This is a genomic window from Roseimaritima sediminicola, assembly GCF_009618275.1.
Lineage (GTDB): Bacteria > Planctomycetota > Planctomycetia > Pirellulales > Pirellulaceae > Roseimaritima > Roseimaritima sediminicola.
This window is the reverse complement of sequence record NZ_WIAD01000042.1, coordinates 33,940-52,028: the sequence shown is the minus strand read 5'-3', so window position 1 is coordinate 52,028 and position 18,089 is coordinate 33,940. Positions and strand designations below refer to the sequence as shown.

13 protein-coding genes and 1 tRNA gene are annotated in these 18,089 nt (G+C 62.6%); 7 read left to right on the top strand and 7 right to left on the bottom strand.

Annotation, left to right across the window (positions count from 1 at the left end; genetic code table 11):
* The 3 genes from GE027_RS17370 to GE027_RS17360 all read right to left on the bottom strand — a co-directional run.
* Positions 1-500 (bottom strand): DUF1016 N-terminal domain-containing protein (locus GE027_RS17370; protein WP_153558485.1); only part of this gene is annotated, 500 nt, incomplete at its 3' end.
* The gene (locus GE027_RS17365) at positions 497-2,953 is read right to left on the bottom strand and encodes a type I restriction-modification system subunit M (RefSeq protein ID WP_153558484.1); all 2,457 of its coding nucleotides are present in this window, start codon (positions 2,951-2,953) and stop codon (positions 497-499) included. The genes GE027_RS17370 and GE027_RS17365, both read right to left, overlap by 4 nt.
* A 375-nt stretch (positions 2,954-3,328) precedes the next feature.
* Positions 3,329-3,402 (bottom strand) — tRNA-Val (locus GE027_RS17360).
* A 485-nt stretch (positions 3,403-3,887) separates the two neighbouring features.
* Between GE027_RS17360 and infC the strand changes: the two genes are divergently transcribed.
* From infC to GE027_RS17340, 4 genes are all read left to right on the top strand, one after another.
* Positions 3,888-4,418: a translation initiation factor IF-3 gene (gene infC / locus GE027_RS17355; RefSeq protein WP_153558483.1), complete on the top strand. Its 531-nt coding sequence runs from the start codon at positions 3,888-3,890 to the stop codon at positions 4,416-4,418.
* Between the two features lie 47 nt (positions 4,419-4,465).
* Positions 4,466-5,347 (top strand): Nif3-like dinuclear metal center hexameric protein, encoded by an 882-nt coding sequence (locus GE027_RS17350; RefSeq protein ID WP_153558482.1) that lies wholly within the window; start codon positions 4,466-4,468, stop codon positions 5,345-5,347.
* A gap of 213 nt (positions 5,348-5,560) precedes the next feature.
* Positions 5,561-6,337 (top strand): glycosyltransferase family 2 protein, encoded by a 777-nt coding sequence (locus GE027_RS17345; RefSeq protein WP_153558481.1) that lies wholly within the window; start codon positions 5,561-5,563, stop codon positions 6,335-6,337.
* Positions 6,334-7,935, top strand: coding sequence for a hypothetical protein (locus tag GE027_RS17340; protein ID WP_153558480.1), 1,602 nt, complete (start codon positions 6,334-6,336; stop codon positions 7,933-7,935). Before GE027_RS17345 ends, GE027_RS17340 begins: the two co-directional genes overlap by 4 nt.
* 522 nt (positions 7,936-8,457) lie before the next feature.
* On the opposite strand, the gene GE027_RS17335 is transcribed toward GE027_RS17340, so the two are convergent.
* From GE027_RS17335 to GE027_RS17320, 4 genes are all read right to left on the bottom strand, one after another.
* Positions 8,458-9,792 carry an ABC transporter permease gene (locus GE027_RS17335; RefSeq protein WP_153558490.1) on the bottom strand — a complete coding sequence of 445 codons (1,335 nt, stop codon included), beginning with the start codon at positions 9,790-9,792 and terminating at the stop codon, positions 8,458-8,460.
* Positions 9,792-10,652, bottom strand: a complete 861-nt coding sequence (locus tag GE027_RS17330) for an ABC transporter ATP-binding protein (RefSeq protein WP_153558479.1) — start codon at positions 10,650-10,652, stop codon at positions 9,792-9,794. The genes GE027_RS17335 and GE027_RS17330 overlap by 1 nt, the downstream gene beginning before the upstream one ends.
* Positions 10,652-12,280, bottom strand: coding sequence for an HlyD family secretion protein (locus tag GE027_RS17325; RefSeq protein WP_315852922.1), 1,629 nt, complete (start codon positions 12,278-12,280; stop codon positions 10,652-10,654). Before GE027_RS17325 ends, GE027_RS17330 begins: the two co-directional genes overlap by 1 nt.
* A 446-nt stretch (positions 12,281-12,726) precedes the next feature.
* Complete coding sequence (locus tag GE027_RS17320; RefSeq protein WP_153558478.1) at positions 12,727-13,665, bottom strand: glycosyltransferase family A protein; 939 nt, start codon at positions 13,663-13,665, stop codon at positions 12,727-12,729.
* A 354-nt stretch (positions 13,666-14,019) separates the two neighbouring features.
* Between GE027_RS17320 and GE027_RS17315 the strand changes: the two genes are divergently transcribed.
* The 3 genes from GE027_RS17315 to GE027_RS17305 all read left to right on the top strand — a co-directional run bounded on the left by GE027_RS17315 (position 14,020) and on the right by GE027_RS17305 (position 18,020).
* Positions 14,020-15,087: an aldo/keto reductase gene (locus tag GE027_RS17315; protein WP_162006781.1), complete on the top strand. Its 1,068-nt coding sequence runs from the start codon at positions 14,020-14,022 to the stop codon at positions 15,085-15,087.
* A gap of 426 nt (positions 15,088-15,513) precedes the next feature.
* The gene (locus GE027_RS17310; protein ID WP_153558476.1) at positions 15,514-16,332 is read left to right on the top strand and encodes an inositol monophosphatase family protein; all 819 of its coding nucleotides are present in this window, start codon (positions 15,514-15,516) and stop codon (positions 16,330-16,332) included.
* Between the two features lie 83 nt (positions 16,333-16,415).
* Positions 16,416-18,020: an arylsulfatase B gene (locus tag GE027_RS17305; RefSeq protein ID WP_153558475.1), complete on the top strand. Its 1,605-nt coding sequence runs from the start codon at positions 16,416-16,418 to the stop codon at positions 18,018-18,020.
* The last annotated feature ends 69 nt before the right edge of the window (positions 18,021-18,089 follow it).

Sequence of the window (18,089 nt, the reverse complement as noted above, 5' to 3'; positions counted from 1 at the left end):
TTGAGTTCTCGGACACCCCAGTTGTTCTGGCTGGCTTCGATTTCGTAAAACCGACGTTCGCTCTGATCGTCGATCGAGAGCAGCGTGACATAGTGAGACCAGGAAAGGGGCAAACTCTCACTGACCCGGGTCAAAATTGCCGTATTTTCCGGGCTGGAGCTGGCGTCGCTCAAAAAGCCAGACGGTGTCTGGCCAATCTCGCGATTAGCCAAATAAAACGCTCGAATCTGTTTCAAGCTCGACAACGAACCACCGCGAAAACGCTTTTCCTTCAGCTTCTTTGCCAAGCCCTTGATCAACCCCTCGCCATGCCGAGCCCGCTCGGCTCCGTGCTGCTCGAATTCGACGATGTAGCATCCCAGCAACCAATTGCGAATGACAAGGTTGCGGTTGATGGACTGGGCCGATTTTTGTTGGAAATACTCGTTCGTCTGCTCGAAGAGCCTGACCAAGCGATCCAGGCTTTCATCTCCGGCTGGGACCGCCTTCTCTAAACTCATTTCATCGCCTCCAGCTCTTGCTCAAAGCCCATTTTGCGGAGGTGATCGTTGACTTTCGATTCCAAATCCACCACGCGCTGTGAGAGCGTTTTGACCGGGGTGTCGTAGCGATCGGCCAGCTCTTTGATGCGGGTGGCGAGGGTGTTGCTTATCCGGTCCATCTCGCCCCGTACGTCTTGGGCGATTGCCGTCATCCACTTGTCGTCGATCACGATCGACTTGATTTCGTCGATGGACAGGTCCGGGTACTTTTCGTGGGCAAGCGTGTCGAGCTGCTTTTCGGCTTCCTTCTTTTCCTTATTCAGTTTCGATTGTTTGTTGTACAACGTCTGCCACTTCCTCAGGATCGCCATTTCGGCGAGTGCTTCTTCGTCCAAAGAACCGGGGCTATCGCCCTGCGGCTCATTGGTTTTGAGCTCTTTCAGTCGTGCGGAGACGTTGCCTTTGTTGATCTTGTCGAGCTCGGAAAAGGCCCCGTCGTCGCCGGAGTGTTCTTCTTCCAGTTCGTCCAAGGCGGAGGCCACCGTTTCGATCTCGGCTTCCAAGGCATCGATCTTGGCTTGCTCGTCGGCGAAGTAGCGGGCGACGATGTAGGGCTTGGGGATCAGGTCGCAGGCCCAGCCCTTGTCTTTTGTCTTGCCGTTTTTCAGCTTTTGCACGATGCGATACGGTTTAGCGACCCAGCCCTCGGCGGCGATCGCGTAGCAGTCGTCCTGCATTGTCTCAGACCAGTAGTCCATCAAATGCTGGTACACGTCGTAGTGGTTGATCAGCGGCTTGCCGCGGTAGTGTTCCAGCAGGTCTTCGGAGAGTTCGCCGATGGTCTGCTTGGGCTGGAAGCCGGCTTCCAGTTTTCGCAGGCGTTTCGCGCTGCGGTCCCGCCAGAGTTCATGATGGTCCGCCATGGACTGCATGAAGGCGGCGAATTCGGCATGGTCGTAAATGGCCTGTTTGGTGTTGGCTTTGTCGACCGTCAAATTCAGATAGCCATCGCGGCAATGGGAAAAAAGATCGGTGCGGAGTGATGGGCAGACCTCCCAGTACGCCGATAGCGTGTCGATGTCACGCTCGGGGATGCCACCGATCAGGTGAGCCGAAATGTCCTGGATGTCTTCTTGTTCGCCGCTGTCGATGTAACGCGGCAGGTTCAGGTTGTATTCGTTCTTTTCGATCTCGTCGTAGCCGACTATCTTGGAGTAGCCGGCCACTTCGATTTGATTGTTGAAGACGTCGACGATGCGGTGGATGTCTTGGGACCGCAAACGGTTTTTCGGGCCGTCTTTGATGAAACCGGCCGAGGCGTCGACCATAAAGATGCCGCGTCGCGCGGCGGCCTCGCGTTTGTCGACGACGATGATGCAAGCCGGGATGCCCGTGCCGTAAAACAGGTTGGGCGGCAGGCCGATGATACCTTGGATGTAACCCTTGCGGATCAGGTTCTTGCGAATCGCGGCTTCAGCGTTGCCACGGAACAGCACCCCGTGGGGCAGAATGCACGCCCCGGTGCCCGTGCTCTTGAGGGACCGCACGATGTGAAGCAAATAGGCGTAATCGCCTTGCTTGGCCGGCGGCACGCCAAAGGCTTTGAAGCGTTCGTGCGGGTCGTTCTCCGTATCTACGCCCGTGCTCCATCGCTTGTCCGAGAAGGGCGGATTAGCGACGACGTAGTCAAACTGGGTGACGACGTTGTTGGTCAGGAATTTTGGATCGGCGAGCGTATTGCCCTGCTTGATCAACGCCGTGGGATTGTTATGCAGGATCATGTTCATCCGAGCCAGACCGCTCGTCGCCGAGTCTTTCTCCTGGCCGTTGAGGGTGACCTGCGTGCCGGCTTCATCACCGACTTTTAATAGCAACGATCCCGAACCACAGGTCGGGTCGTAGACCGTGGTGTTGCTGGAGGTGGGACGATCATGAATGCCGATGATCTTGGCCATGATTCGGCTGACTTCGGCCGGCGTGTAGAACTGGCCCTTGCTCTTACCGCTTTCGGTCGCAAAATGCCGCATCAGGTATTCGTAGGCGTCGCCCAGAATATCGTCGCCATCGGCCCGGTTCTTGGAGAAGTCGAGGGCGTCGCTTTCAAAGATGCCGATCAGGTTGCTCAGTCGTTCCGATTTTTCTTTCCCATCGCCGAGCTTGCTGGACTCGTTGAAGTCCGGGAAATCCGAGCGGTCCAGCTGGTCGTTCGCTGCCACCAGGGGCGCGACGATCTTCTTGTTGATCTGGTCCCCGATGTCGGGTTTGCCCTTCAGCTGGGTCATGGCCGCGAAGCCGCTGCCCTCGGGGATCGTGATCGGGGCAAAGGGCTGGCCGGCATATTTGTCGGAGATGTATTTCAGGAACAGCAGCACCAGGACGTAGTCCTTGTACTGACTAGCATCCATCCCGCCGCGAAGTTCGTCGCAGCTAGCCCAAAGAGACGAATACAGTTCTGATTTTTTCAATGCCATTTGGTCGTTCGCTTCCCTGCGGTTTTTGCGGATCTCCTGCTTCTTGAGTACCGCTGCGGGATTGGATTTGCAAGTGAATTCGTGAGTTGCGGGGGCGTTGCTGCGCTCTGGGCATGCACGCGTCGCCAGTTTAGGCGATCGCCTCGGTTGCCGTGAGTTCATGCCTGAAAACCGAAGCGTTCGCCCAAGCGCCTCAGTGGTTCCAAAGTCGGGCGACTTCGGCTACGGATTCTGTTCCAGAGTCTGGCGACTTCAGCTACGGACTTTGCTCCAAAGTCTGGCGACATCGGCTACGGGTGGAGTGGGGCGGGATGGGCACGAAAAAAGCCCCGCGGAACGCTGGGTTCGGCGGGGCTTTTCGAGTTGTCTCGGGAGTGGGCGATACAGAATTCGAATCTGTGACCTCCACGATGTCAACGTGGCGCTCTAACCAACTGAGCTAATCGCCCGATTTGTTTTCCGCCGCTTGCCGCGTAAGGCTCGCGCCGCGAACGGTGGCTCCCTCTTAATCGGTTGCCACGCCCGCTGATCTGCAAGGAATCTGCTGTAGCCGCGGCAGCTATTTTGCCGCCACAAAGGGCGGCTTGATCGCTTGAGGGTTCGGTAGTCTGCGACGAGTTTGTCTGTTCGTCAAGACCCGGCAGCTCACATTTTTGCTGCCCGCGCAGCCGCGCAAAAGCTGCAAAACCGGCAAAAACCCCGTAAACTGTGTTGACTTAGGGGTTCCACGCCACCGATACTCTGCAGTTGCCGGAACCCTGTCCGTACCCGTCTGCGGGTGTGCTAGGTATTGCGGTGATTGGTCTGCGATTTGCACTGAACAGTTTTTTACAGCAGACTGAAAGCGGCTCGGCGCGTGATTCGAGTCCGATGCAGATTTCGCATTTTCTCAAAGGTTTGCTGGGAACACCACCCGGCAAGGAGCGACTTTTTGGTGGCACTGGCACGACGACCCCCTCAAAACGACCAACGTGATTCGACGCGAATCAATTCTCAAATCCGCATCACTCCGATCCGCGTTATCGACGCCGACGGCGAGCAGTTGGGGATCATCCCGACGGAAGATGCGCTCGAAAAGGCTCGAGATGCGGGCCTGGATCTGGTCGAGGTCGCCCCCACGGAGCGCCCGCCGGTTTGCCGAATCATGGATTACGGCAAATACAAGTACGACAAGAACAAGAAGAAGAACCAGGGCGGTTCGCATAACAAGACCAAGGAAATCCGCCTGCGGCCCAAGACCGGCCAGGAGGATATCAATACCCGCGTGCGGCAAGCCATCAAGTTCCTGAAGCACAAGGACAAGGTCCAGGTTTCGGTTCTGTTCCGCGGCCGGGAAATGGCGCACATCGAAGAAGGCCGCAAGGTCATGGAATCGGTGATCGAGACGCTGGGCGAGTACGGCAAGGTGGAGACGCCGCCGCAACAGCACGGCCGGCGAATGATCTGCATGATCGCTCCGCGTTAGCCTCTGCCCTCTTTCGGCTGCGGTTTGCCGCAGAACGTGCCGCATCGATGACCGTCACCGTCGAACAACTCTGCCAGAGCCTGGCCGAGCTGGCTCCGCTGTCCCTGGCGGAATCCTGGGACAATGTGGGCCTGCTGGTGGGCAACCGCCGAGCTCGCGTCGAACGCGTAATGGTTTGTCTGACGATCACGCCGGCGGTGGTCGCCGAGGCGCTCGAGAGGCAAGCGGATTTGATCGTCGCCCATCATCCGCTGCCCTTCAAGCCGCTGGCCCGCATCACCCGCGACACGGTGGCCGGGGCCATGCTGTGGGATCTGATCCGCGGCGGCGTCGCGGTGTACAGCGCCCATACCGCTTGGGACTCCGCCACCGATGGCATCAATCAACAGTTGGCCGATGCCCTCGGCTTGACCGACGTCGGCCCGATCCAGCCCCAGGTTCTGCCCCCCCATTCCACCGGCGACTCGGCGACCGGCGACTCGGCGACCGGCGACTCGGCGACCGGCGCCGGGGAGGTATCGGAGAGCGCCGCTCAAATGCTCGGGGCAGGGCGGTTGGGGCGAGCCGGCGAGGGCACGACGCTGAAACACCTCGCCAAGCAAGCGGCCGCCAAAACGCGAGCCACCGCGGTGCGGCTGGTCGGTTCGCCCGACATGCTGGTCCGCAAAGTCGCCCTGGCTTGCGGCAGCGGGGGCAGTTTTCTGGATGCGGCCGCTCGCCGCGGTTGCAATTGTCTGGTCACCGGCGAAGCGACCTTCCACGCTTGTCTCGAAGCCGAAGGGCGTGGCGTGGGCTTGGTCCTGCTGGGACACTATGCTAGCGAACGCTTTGCCATGGAAGAGCTGGCCGGACGCCTGGCCGCCCTGCATGATTCGCTGAGCATCTGGCCCAGCGACAACGATCGCGATCCCCTGGTCACGCTGGATTAATTCGGCCGGGGCCATTCTGACGATCCGTTGGACGGGCCGTATCGGGCGGATGGCGCACGAATTGCACCATTGGAAGGTAAGGGGGCCGGAGTGTGCCGTTCCTGGCTCACTTAGGCTCGCCAAGATTCGGGGGAGAGGGGAGGAATGGGAAACAAGGTGTTTTGCGGTGCAGGACGGGTTGGAAATGACGAAACAAACATTTGGGGATGAGCTTTGAGTTTCAGTAGCGAACAGAAACGCGAGCGTTGGCTGGCGGCGTTGCCGGTGTACAACGAGGCCGGGTACGTCGACGGTGTGCTGGACGAGGTGCGGCAGTACGTCGGCGACGTGTTGGTCGTCGACGACGGCAGCAGCGATGGAACCAGCGAGATCCTGGCGCGGCGCGACGACATCCGAGTGCTGACCCACGGCGAGAACCGGGGCTACGGGGCGGCCCTGCAGTCGGCCTTCGGCTATGCGATCGAGCACGGTTTTGACGGGCTGGTGACGCTGGACTGCGATGGCCAGCACCAGCCGAAACGGATTCCTCGCTTCATCGAAGCCGGCCGCAATGCGGACATCGTCTCGGGCAGCCGCTACCTGAAACGCTACGAGGGCGACAGCCAACCGCCGGCGCAGCGATTGTTCATCAACCGGCAGATCACGGCCCAGTTGAACAAGCGTCTGGGGCTGGAGTTGACCGACGGCTTCTGCGGCTTCAAAGCTTACCGCACGGCGGCTCTCCAACGGATGCGGATCACGGAAACCGGCTATGCGATGCCGCTGCAGTTGTGGGTCGAAGCGGCGGCGGCGGATTTGAGTATCATCGAATTGCCCGTGCCGTTGATATATTTGGATCTGGAGCGATCTTTCGGTGGTTCGCTGGACCATGCGGAAACCCGGCTGGCCTACTACAATCAGATCATCGAAGAATCGATGGCCGCGGCGTGTGCCCAGGGTCGCGTTTTACCCGCAAACCGCAGCCGATTCTGTAGCCACTCGCTCGGATGAATACCCTGCACGCTCCAGCCACCTTTCAAACCTACCGCGTTCCTCGGACCGATGGATCGGTGCTGATCGATCCGCCGCTGCGCCTGGCCGAGCAATTGCTGCAAGACAACCGCCAGTCGGCGGCTCTGTGGGACATCGAATTCTCGGGGTTGGGCGTTGCGGAGCTGCGCCGGCAGGCTCGCGAGGAACTGCTGCGAGCGGCGACGCATTACACGCGGCGGTATCGCGATTACGACGGCCCGAGCGGAACCGATTCGATCATCCTGGCGGGCCACCAGCCACAGTTGTTCCATCCCGGCGTCTGGTTCAAGAATCATGCGCTCTCGCGACTGGCCCAGCAGGCCGGCGCCACGCCCATCAATCTGGTCGTCGACAACGACCTTCGCGGCAGCGGCAGTGTCCGCGTACCCAGCCGCAGCGAAGACGGTTCGGTCGTCGCGGCCCAGGTGCCGTACGACGATCCCGGTCCGAGTGTGCCGCTGGAGCAGCATCGCATCGCCAACCGCTCGCTGTTCGATTCCTTCGATCGGCGTCTGGCCGCCGCCGTCCGGCCCTGGGTGCCGGAGCCCGCAGTGGAGGCGATGTGGGGACATGCCCGGCAGGCGGCCAATCGCTGTGAGAACACCGGCTGTGCACTGGCCGGAGCGAGGCACGCGCTGGAAGGGGACCTGGGCTGGCAGACGTTGGAGCTGCCGCTGAGCGTGGTCTGCCGGACGCCGTCCTTCGCCGCTTTCCTGGTCGGGTTGATCGGCCAGCTACCGCGGCTGCACGACTGTTACAACGAGTCGGTACTCGCCTACCGAGCCGCACATGGGATTCGCAGCAGTGCGCATCCGGTGCCGTTGCTGGGCGAGCGGGACGGATGGCTGGAGGCGCCGCTGTGGATCTACGGTGACGATGCGCCCGAGCGACGTCCGGTCTGGGTGCGCGTGGCCGGTGACCAGATTGAAATTTCCGATCGGGATCAATTGTGTTTGCGGATCGACAACGACCCGGACAACCCGCGAACGGCCGAGCAGCTGTTCCAGCGGCAATCGTCGCGGTTGAAACTGCGGCCGCGGGCCTTGATCACGACGATGTATTCGCGGTTGATCCTGGGCGACCTGTTCCTGCATGGCATCGGCGGCGGCAAGTACGATCAGCTGGGCGATATGATCATCCGCCAGTTCTTTGGGATCGAGCCGCCGCGTTTCATGGTCTTGTCGGCCACGGTGCTGTTGCCCGGTGCGGCCAACGGTGAAGGCCAGCAAGCGATCCGTCGCTTGAAGGCACAGCTTCGCGACACGCGTTTTAATCCGCAGCGTTTTGCCGAAAAAGCTTCGCTGCCCGAAGAGCTGCTCGAGCGGCACCGCGAGTTGTTGGTCGCGGTTCCCGAGCGTGGCGAGAAGCGAGCCTGGCACAGGGCGATGCAGGACGTCACGCGAAGTCTGGCCGGACATCTGGACGGCGTTCGTGAGAGGCTGAGCCGAGAGCTGGGGGAGACGGCCGAGCGGGTCAAGCAGCAGCAGTTGCTGGCCAGCCGCGAGCATCCGTTCTGCGCCTATCCGCTGGAGCAGTTGACCGCCGCGTTCGAGCGGTTTTGGCAAGCGGCCCGGTAGGGCGCGAATCGCCTAAAGGCTGGACTTCAGCGCTCGTAGCTGCTCGTCGCCAGACTTTGGGGATGCTGGAGTCCCGGCTTTTGCCGCTTTCGAGGATAGGTCTGAATCGCCTGCATGACTAGACTCTAGCTCCCGGTCGCACCCTCACCCCCCGACCCCCTCTCCCTCAAGGCTTGGCTCGCTTAGGCTCGCCGCGCCTTGAGGGAGAGGGGGAGATACGGGGTGCGGGCGGGTAGGAACCGTTGGCTAGCGCCCAATGCCACTTCCTTTGTAGCGGCACGGCGCGAGCCGTCCGGTTTTGCGGCGCGAACCTTCACACACCGGGCGGCTTGCGCCGCTCCGCTAACGCTTCAATCGCAAGCGATGGTGAAAGTAGATGGCATTGGGCTAGCGCCTTGCGGCTGAACCGTTGGCTAGCGCCTTGCGGCTGAACCGTTGGCTAGCGCCTTGCGGCTGAACCGTTGGCTAGCGCCTTGCGGCTGAACCGTTGGCTAGCGCCTTGCGGCTGATGGGAACCGGTGCCTACTCGTGGCGGAGGGCGTCGATGGGGTTCATGCGGGCGGCGCGGATGGCGGGGTAGAGGCCACTGGCCAAACCCACGGCCACGGCGATGCCCACGGCCAAGGGAATTGTTTCGTAGACGATCGTCGGTTCGGCTTCGCGAATCACGTCGGGCAGCACGGCGTATTTGTCCGGGGCCCAGTGGGCGACCAGAGCCAGCATCCCGCGGTACATCGGCGGCCCGAGAAAACCCAACAAGATCCCCAGCGCCGCGCCGGCAAAGCTGAGCACCACGGTTTCGACCAGGAACTGCCGAGTGATGTCGTTGCGCTTTGCCCCGAGCGCGCGGCGGATGCCGATCTCGCGCGTCCGTTCGGTCACGCTGGCCAACATGATGTTCATGATCCCGATGCCGCCGACGATCAACGAGATGCAGGCGATCAGGACGCCGATGCCGAGGAACATCAGCCGCAGGTTGCGGGCTTGTTCGAGCAGCTCCAGAGGCACGACGACCGCCGCGTCCTCCATGCTGGCGTGCCGCTCGTCCAGCAGGTTCTCGATCATTTTGGCGGTGCTGCGGACCGCCTTCTCGCCGCCGCCGACCCGCAGCGTGATCTGGTTCAGTTCCAGTTCTTCGACTTGAAACTGGCCACTGCGGCGGGTCACGATGCGGTCGCCGATCCGGCCTCGCAGGGTGCGGATCGGAATGTAGACGTCGTTGGAGAAATCCTGCGAATCCAGCGAGCCACCGACCGCGGCCGAGGCTGTGCGATGTTTCAGCACGCCGACCACGCGATAGTAGTCCTGGCTCTCGGGCACATAGATGCGTTTGCCCAGCGGGTCTTCGTAGGGGAACAACCGATCGGCAACGCCGGCCGACAGCACGCATACGGTGGCCGTCTTGCGGTTGTCCAGGTCGGTGATGAAACGACCGCCACGGTCGCGCAGCTGCAGGCGGTTCAGATCGGCGTAGCCGGGAGTGCAGCCGACCAGTCGTCCGTCGACAAGATTGTCACCGCGGGAAAACTGGCGGCGGATCTCGCGAATGGGATTGACCGATTGCAGCGTCGGCACGGTGGCTTTGACCAATTCCAGATCGTCGCGCGTCAGGCCGTACTTGGTCGTGCCGGTCCGCGTCAGGATTTCTTCGGACGGTTTCACGCTGACCAAAATAATCGTATCGGCGCCCAAAGATTCCAGCTGCCGCTGGACCTGGTCGCTGGCCCCTTGGCTGATCGCCGTCAACACGATCACGGCCCAGACGCCGATCAGGATGCCCAGCATCGTCAGTCCGCTCCGCAGCGGATGCAGCAACAGGCTCTTGACGCCCAGTTGCCAGGTTCGCAGCCACAGCATCATAGCTCGGCCTCCCGGGCTGAGATCGCTTTGACGTTGGCCGCTTGTTCCTCGCGGGCGCGGCGGCGATCATCTTCGCTGTTGAAGACGTCGCTGCGGAGCAGGCCGTCTTTGAGGCGGATGACGCGCTTGGCTCGATTGCCGACGTCATCCTCGTGGGTCACCAGGATGATCGTCCGCCCTTCGGAATTGAGCGAATCGAACAGGCTGAGGATCTCTTCGGTGGTTTTCGAATCCAGGTTCCCGGTGGGTTCGTCGGCGAGAATAAAAAACGGATCGTTGACCAGCGACCGAGCGATGGCGACCCGCTGTTGTTGGCCGCCCGAGAGTTGGGTGGGACGGTGATCGAGGCGATCGCCCAGCCCGACCAGACCGGCCAGCTCGATCGCTCGCTCGCGTTCTTTCGCGCCCAGCCGGCCCTGGTAGTACAGCGGCACCTGGATGTTTTCGACGACCGTCAGCTGTTGGATCAGGTTATAGGACTGGAACACAAATCCGATCCGGCGGCTGCGGATTTCGGCCAGTTCATCGTCGCTCATCAACGAGATGTCGTCGGGTCCGAGCAGCAATTGGCCCGAGGACGGTTTGTCCAGGCATCCCAGCAGGTTCAGCAGCGTACTCTTGCCGCTGCCCGAAGGGCCCATGATGGCCACGAAGTCGCCTTCGGGCACGTCGAACGAGACCCCGCGGAGGGCTCGCACCGTTTCGCTCTTCAGCACGTACTCCTTGGTCACGTTGCGGATCGACGTGGCCAGCGAGGCAGCTGCGGCGGAAGCGGGTGGAGCCGAGTCGGTGGGTGTGGAGCGAGATTGATAGGGCGACGCCGTCTCTTGGGCGGGCCCTGCGGCGGAACGCGTCATTATCGGCTCCCCGCGCCGCTGGCACCCGAACCGCCGCCGGGACGTTTGCCGGGGCCGCCGGGGCCGCCGGGACGTTTGCCGGGAGCCCCTGCGGCGGCCTGGTCCTGCGGGCCGGCCGGCCGGTCGCTCGGGCCATCCACGGCTGCGACATTGGACTGTTCGGCGATCGCCACCAGGTCGGAGTTGTCGCGAGCGGCGACTTCGGGCAGGTCCACATAGTCCAGGTGGTCTCGCAGGTTCAGCACGACCTGTTCGCCTGCGGCCAAACCGTCCTCGATGGTCGCCATCTTGCTGTTCGTCGCTCCGACTTTGACCTGCCGCGTCTCCAGTTTGCCCTCCTGGGTGCGGACCAGCGCCAGGGCGATGTCCTTGTACTCATAGACGCCTTGGATGGGCACCTGCAGGGCTTCGGGCAATTGTTCCACAAAGATCTGCACCTCGGCGGTCATCCCGGTGCGGATGATCTCCGGCGGATCGATGATCTCGATGATGGTGGCGTATTCCTTGACCGACGAGCTGAAGTAGCTGCCCGGTTCGGCATAGCGGTTGACTTTGGTGACGCGGCCTTTGAGTTCCAGGCCGGGGATCGCATCGACGCGGATCAGCGCCGGCATGCCTTCTTCGACCAGGGTCACGCGGGATTCGTTGATATTGGCTTTGACCTGCATCAGCGCCGGGTCGGGCAGGCGGATGATGGGCTGGCGTTCGCGGATCATGGCGCCCGGTTCGATCACCACTTCGCTGCCCCCGCGACGGCTGTATTTATTGGCGTGAACGACGACGCCATCGGTGGGCGCGGTCATGACGCAGGCGGCGATCTGCTCCTCCAGCTCCTGCATTTTCTCTTTTTCTTCTTCCAGCGTCCCGATCAACGCTTCGAGACTGGCCTGGGCCGCGGTGATATCGCTATCGAACTGGACCAGCATCTTTTGCCGGGTCAGGTTCTGCAGCACGGTCAGCCGTCCGCGAGCGGCATCGAGTTTGTTTTGAGCGTTGGCCACGGCGAACTGGTCGGCTTGCAGTTGCAGCGATTTGACCAATCCCTTGGCGACCAGACGCTCGGAGCTGTCGTAGGCGAGTTTGGCTTTGCGGAGCTCCTGCTGGGCCACGGCGATCTCGCTTTCGATCGCTTTCTCGTCGGTCATGTACACGCCCTCGAGGTACTCTTCGCGAGCGATCTTGGCTTGCTCGACCGCCGCTTCGCCGCTGGTCACATTGGCTTCGGCGTTGGCCAGCACGATCCGCTGTTGTTTGCGTTCCTGTTCCAGCTGGGACGAATCCAGCTCGACCAGTTTGTCGCCCTTTTGGACCCGCGTTCCTTCGTCGGCGACCCACAGGATCGAAACGCCGCCGCTGCCCGCCGAGCGGGCTTTGACTTCGCAGAGCAATTCCGTGTTGCGGCTGCTCTCGATCTCACCGTGTTCGAGCACCACGTGGTCGAAGGCCGCGAGTTTGACCGGCTGGGTGATCAGCTCGCCGGCCACCGTCTCCTCGGGCGAGTCCTGGTAGTAGTAGACCATCCCGCCGCCGATGACAGCGAGAATTGCTAGCAAGAACAACAGATTCAGCAGGACGCCTCCGCGTCGATACCGATCACGACGGCTAGAATGCAATCGAATTGCAGCCACAAGAAAACCTCGAGGGAGGAAAAAGTTCAGCGGAGCGTCAGGCAGGGGTGGTGCGTAGACCACAACGACGCAGCAAGCACATTGACGTCCCGAGCACAGCTGGCGCGAATCATCCGCAGTGACAGATGGTTGCCCCGAAAAAAACCGAGCGGATGCTGGAAAAACCGAGCAGATGCTGGGAGCCGCCTACCATTGTATTCTAACCCAGCAGGCAAGCGGAAGTTCTGCTGTTTTTTGAAAAGAAAAGTAGCTCGGCCCAGTGGCATAGGCTTCCAGCCTGTGGGGGGCGTCTCTCGCAGGCTGGGAAGCCTATGCCACTTGGTTGCTTACGGCTGAGACAGCCGTGCTACTTTTTCACAGGCTGGAAGCCTATACCACTGGTTTTCACAGGCTGGGAAGCCTATGCCACTGGTTTTCACAGGCTGGGAAGCCTATGCCACTGGCGTCTAGGCGGCTCGGCGGACCGAGGCGGGGACGGCGACGCGGCTGCGGGTGGGCATCTTCAGCGTCATCGGGCGCTCGTCGCCTTCGGCGGCGGCCATCACGGCGGCCACGACCGAGGGCAGCTCGCTGCGCCAGCGGCGCTGGATCGCGGTGTCGGCCCAGGCGGCGCTCAGTCGTCCCCACGCCGGGCTCCAGCGTCCCGGCCGGTGGACATTGGCGGCCAAGCCGGTCAGGCCGGCTTTCAGGGCCGATTGCCCATCGGCGACCGTGGCGACCGATTGCAGGTGACGCGTCGTGGTGGCCGAGAGCTGTAGGGACTGAGCGAAATCGCTGTCGGCCCGGACCTGACTGGCCACCTGGCCGCTGCAGCGCAAGCCCGCGCGGTGAATCGCGGCGGTCCAGAGCGCGGTGGCGACGTGCGGATCGGTCGTGGCGGTCAGTTCGTCCAAACAGCGGAGGACGGCCGTCCGCCAGAACGAGGCGGATAAATAGGCGCCGCGAACCGCCGCGCGGTCGCGTCGGCTGGGCGTGCGGCGACCGGCGGCGACCGGGGTGCAGACCGAGCCGGCGGTCTGGGTCCAGCCCAAGGCGGCGGTGTGCTTGTCGTCGCCGTCGCTGACCCGCGGGGCGACACTGGCCACGGACGGATCCTCAAAGGCGTCCAAGGCGGCTTCGGTCCAGCCCTCGGTGGCCACGGCGCCGTCGCAGAGCACGTGCAGCAGGCGCCCCTGGGCAGCCTCCGCAGCGGCCAGGACCTGGCTGGGCAGGTCCTGCGAGGGGCTGGTTACAAAACGGACTTCGTCGCCCAGGTCAAAAGGATCACCGTAACTGCCGTCGTGACATACCAGGACCTCACAGCGGCGAGGCCGGTTTTCCAATACGGAAACCAGACTCGACTCGAAACGGGAATCATCGCCCAAATGGGGCACAACGATAGACAACACAGGTGTCGGTGCGAACGGAGCCATTTGCAGACCCTCCTTGGTGTCTCGCCAATACCGAAGGGTATCGGCCGATGATAGCAGCGTTGTTGTGAAGGGAATCGGTAGGGGATAGCCTGACAATTGAGACCAACACCGCAGGCGGTTCGGAAAGCCTGAAAATTCAAACAGGCCCCTTCGCGTCGCCTGCTCAATCGGCAAAACTTCACATTGTCCCCCGTTCGTCACGGCCCGAATGGGTTGTTTCCGGACCTCGGCTTGGCTCGGTTCGGCTTGGTTCGGTTCGGCTCGGTTCGCTCGCTTCCAAATCAAAACTAAAACTAAATCAAAAAACCCCGGGGGCTGTTGGCCACTGTGATCCGTCCACGTCCGCTCGGCGAAACCGGTCGCAACATTTCCGAAATCGGGTTCGGTACGTTTCCGCTGAGCCGGTCGGCTGGCCCGCCGAACGATTCAAATCGCCGCGATCCGACCCGGCTCGCGGCGTCGCCCACCGACGCGGTTGCCGGTGCTCCCGAAGCGGCCCCCGAGCCGGCCCTCGAAGCGGCGCTTGAAGCGGCCCTCGAGGCGGGCATCCGCTACATCGACGTCTGCCAGGGCGAAGACGTCTGCGAACGGACGGTCGCTCGCGTGCTGGCCGAGGTTGATCCCGGCGGAGCGATCCTGGTGGCCAGCAAAAGCGAGCCGGCCGCCGGGCCGACGCCGCTGTCGCCCTACTGTCGCTGGCAGGACCGCTACGGGCCGGCGTACCTGCGAGACGACGTTCATCGGCGGCTCGAGCGGCTGGGACGCGAATCTCTGGGGCTGCACCTGTTGGCCGCCTGGACGCGAGCTTGGAGCGACGACCCCCAGCCGTTGGTCATCCTGCGGCGGATGAAGGAAGAGGGCAAGCTGGCTCTGGTGGGCCTGTGTGCGCCGCCGCACGATCCCAACTGCGTGATCCCGCTGATGCATAACGGGCTGGTCGACGTGGTCGAGGTGCCCTTCAATCTGCTCCGCCAGGACGCGGCCGCCCAGCTATTGCCGGTGGCCGCCGAGACCGGCACCGGGGTGATCGTGCGGGCGGCCTTGGAGCACGGTGTGCTGGCCGGCAAGTATTCGGCCGAGCACGTCTTTGCCGAAGACGACTTCCGCCGACACTACTTTGCCGGCGATCGGCTGGGCCGCGCCACCGAGCGTGTCGAGCGGATCGGTCAGGACGTCGCCCAGTTCGGGCTCGACGCCCGCTACAGCCTCCGCGATGTGGCGATCAAATTTGCCCTCTCGCGGCCCGAGGTCAGCTGTGTGGTCGTGGGGATGCGCTCGGCCGCCCAAGTGAAACAGAACGCGGCGTCGGCCGCGCTGCCCGAGTTGCCCGAAGCGCTCCAGCACGTCCTCCGCCGCCACCACTGGCCCCGAGACGATTGGTCGACGGGAAAGTAGCGGCCGACCGCCCGTAGCTGAAGTCGCCAGACTTTGGTTGTTGGTTGTTGGTTGTTGGTTGTTGGTTGTTGGTTGTTGGTTGGCGAGGTTAGTTCGTGCTCGTGCTCGTGCTCGTGCTCGTGCTCGTGCTCGTACTCGTACTCGTGCTCGTGCTCGTACTGCGGGCAGTAGCAAAACGCGTAGCGAGGAGATGGGTCTCCGGGGCAATGGTTGGTTTTTTTTGGTGGTGCTGCATTCCCCCTCACCCCCGGCCCCTCTCCCCCGAAGCCTGACTCGCTTAGGCTCGCCAGGCTTCGGGGGAGAGGGGAGTAAACGATTTTTTTGAAAGAATCAGCCCGTCCAAACTCTGGCGAATTCAGCTAGGGTGTCCAAACTCCGGCGAGTTCAGCTACGACAGAATTAACCACTTACAACTGAGAAAAACACATGATCGATCCTGGCGACTATTCGGCACACCTCGAAGTGGCTCGCGAGGCGGCTGAGCAGGCGGGGCAAATCCTGATGCGCTACCTGGAAGAGGGCGTCGAGATCCGCAACAAAGCCGACTCGGGCGGGATGAGCTACGACCTGGTCTCCGATGCCGACGTGCACGCCGAGGAGAAGATCGCCGAGGTGCTGCGGGCGGCGACGCCGGATTACGAGATGTTGGGTGAGGAGACGCTCAGCGGCGGTGTCGATGCCGAGCACCTGTGGGTGATCGATCCGCTGGACGGAACCAATAATTACGCCCATCGCATCCCGCACTTTGCCGTTTCCATCGCCTACTACCATCGCGGCCGGGCCGCGGCGGGCGTGGTCTACAACCCGGCGCATCAGGATTGGTACACCGCCACCGCCGGCGGGGGCGCCGCGCACAACGGCAACCGAATCGCGGTATCGTCGGCCGCGTCGCTGGCCGAAGTCCTGGTGGGATGCGGGTTCTATTACGACCGCGGGGCGATGATGCGGAGCACTCTGGCGGCGCTGAACGACCTGTTCGAAGCTCACATCCACGGCATCCGCCGCTTCGGAACCGCTTCGCTGGACCTGTGCCAGGTCGCCGCGGGCCACTTCGGCGGTTTCTTCGAATACCAGTTGTCGCCCTGGGACTTTGCCGCCGGCCGGTTGATCGTCGAAGAGGCCGGCGGCCGGATCACGACCGCTCGCGGCGAGCCGCTGCCGTTGGCCAAGACCAGCGTGCTGGCCTCCAACTCCGCCCTGCACGAGCAACTCGCGGCGATCACCGGCCGGCACGCCGACTATTAAGCCGCGGCTCTCGGTCATTCGCTGTCGCGCCGAGTTATACTGCCAGCACGAAGCTTGTTCGAGAATGACCGGAGATACCCTGTATGCAATGTTGGTCCGCCCTGATGAGGTTGTGGAAGAAGACGGTTCTGGTTGCCCTGGTGGCCTCTGCCGGAACGAGCATTGGTGCTCCGCCGGTTGCCGCCGAACCCGTCGCCGCCTTGGCGCCGCATCGGCCGAATATCGTGTTCATGCTGTCCGACGACATGGGCTGGGCCGAGCCGGGGTTTCACGGCGGCAACGCCGAGCTGACGCCGCACCTGGATCGTTTGGCCGCCGAGGGCGTTCGCCTGAGGCAGTTCTACACCCACTCGGTCTGTGCCCCGACGCGGGGCGCCCTCCTGAGCGGGCGGTATGCGTTTCGCAACTGGATGGATTGGCGCAGCGAAGACTTTGGCAAACCCAGCTACCTGGCCAAATTGAATCTGCAGCTGGCGCACAACGAACGAGGCGAGCCTACGCGGCGGATCCATGCGCTGCCCAGCGAGGAGCGGACCGTGGCGGAAGTGCTGGCCGATGCCGGTTATTTCACGGCGATCACCGGCAAGTGGCACTGCGGTGAATGGCTGGAGGAGCATCTGCCGATGGGGCAGGGCTTCCAGCACCAGTACGGCCATTACGCTTGGGGTATCGACTACAACCAGTACACCATTCCGCATAATGCCCCGGCCCGGTTCGCCGTCTACGATTGGCATCGCAACCAACGGCCCTTGTTCGAGCAGGGGTACACGACGGACCTGATCGCGGGCGAAGTGGTGCGGCTGTTGGGTGAGCGCAGCGAAGGCGGCGAAGACGCGGCGGCGGAGCAACCGTTTTTCATCTACGTGCCCTTTAACGCCGTCCACGGACCGATCGAGGAGGTGCCGCGGTACACCGATCAGTATCCCGCTCGCGAGGCCGCTCTGAAGTGCTTGGACGATGCGGTCGGACGAATCGTCGGAGCCGTGGACCAGTTGGGTTACCGCGACAACACGCTGGTGATCTTTGCCAACGATAACGGCGGCCTGACCGAAGCGATGAACGCGCCGTACCGCGGCACCAAGAACACCACGTTCGAGGGCGGCGTGCGGGTGCCCTGCGTAATGCGTTATCCCGGCCGGATCGAAGCCGGCACGACCAACGATGGGATGATGCACGTGGTGGACCTGTTGCCCACGTTCGCCGCTCTGGCCGGCGCGTCGCTCGAGGGCACGCTGCCGCTGGACGGCATGGACATGACGCCGACGCTGTTTGCCGGTCGGCCCAGCCCGCGACAGGAAATCATTTTCGAAGTCGCCGGCAGCGTCCGCCTGCCCACGATCCGCAGTGGCGATTACAAGTTGATGGGCGACATGTTGTTTGATATTCGTCGAGACCCCTACGAGACGACCGACATCGCGGCGCAGCACCCGGACATCGTGCAGCGGTTGGCTGCCAAGCTCGAGGCCGCCGCGGAGCAGCGTCCGCCGATGGGCGAGAAGACGCGGTTGATGGATCCGCCGCTGCCCTACGTCTACGGCCAGAAGGAAAACGTCGACCCGCCGGCGTGGCTGGTCGACCTGGTCGATGCCGTGCGAGCCGAGCAGCCGCAGAGTTGGGCCGAGGGAGAAACGCCGTGGCCCCAAGCGCCGCAGGGTGCCACGATCGAGTACACCGGCGATGGCCGCTGAGGCGTCAACGATTCGATTCATGCATAACATCCGTTTGCGTTAGTTCACTTTTTACCTTTGAAGGTTGTG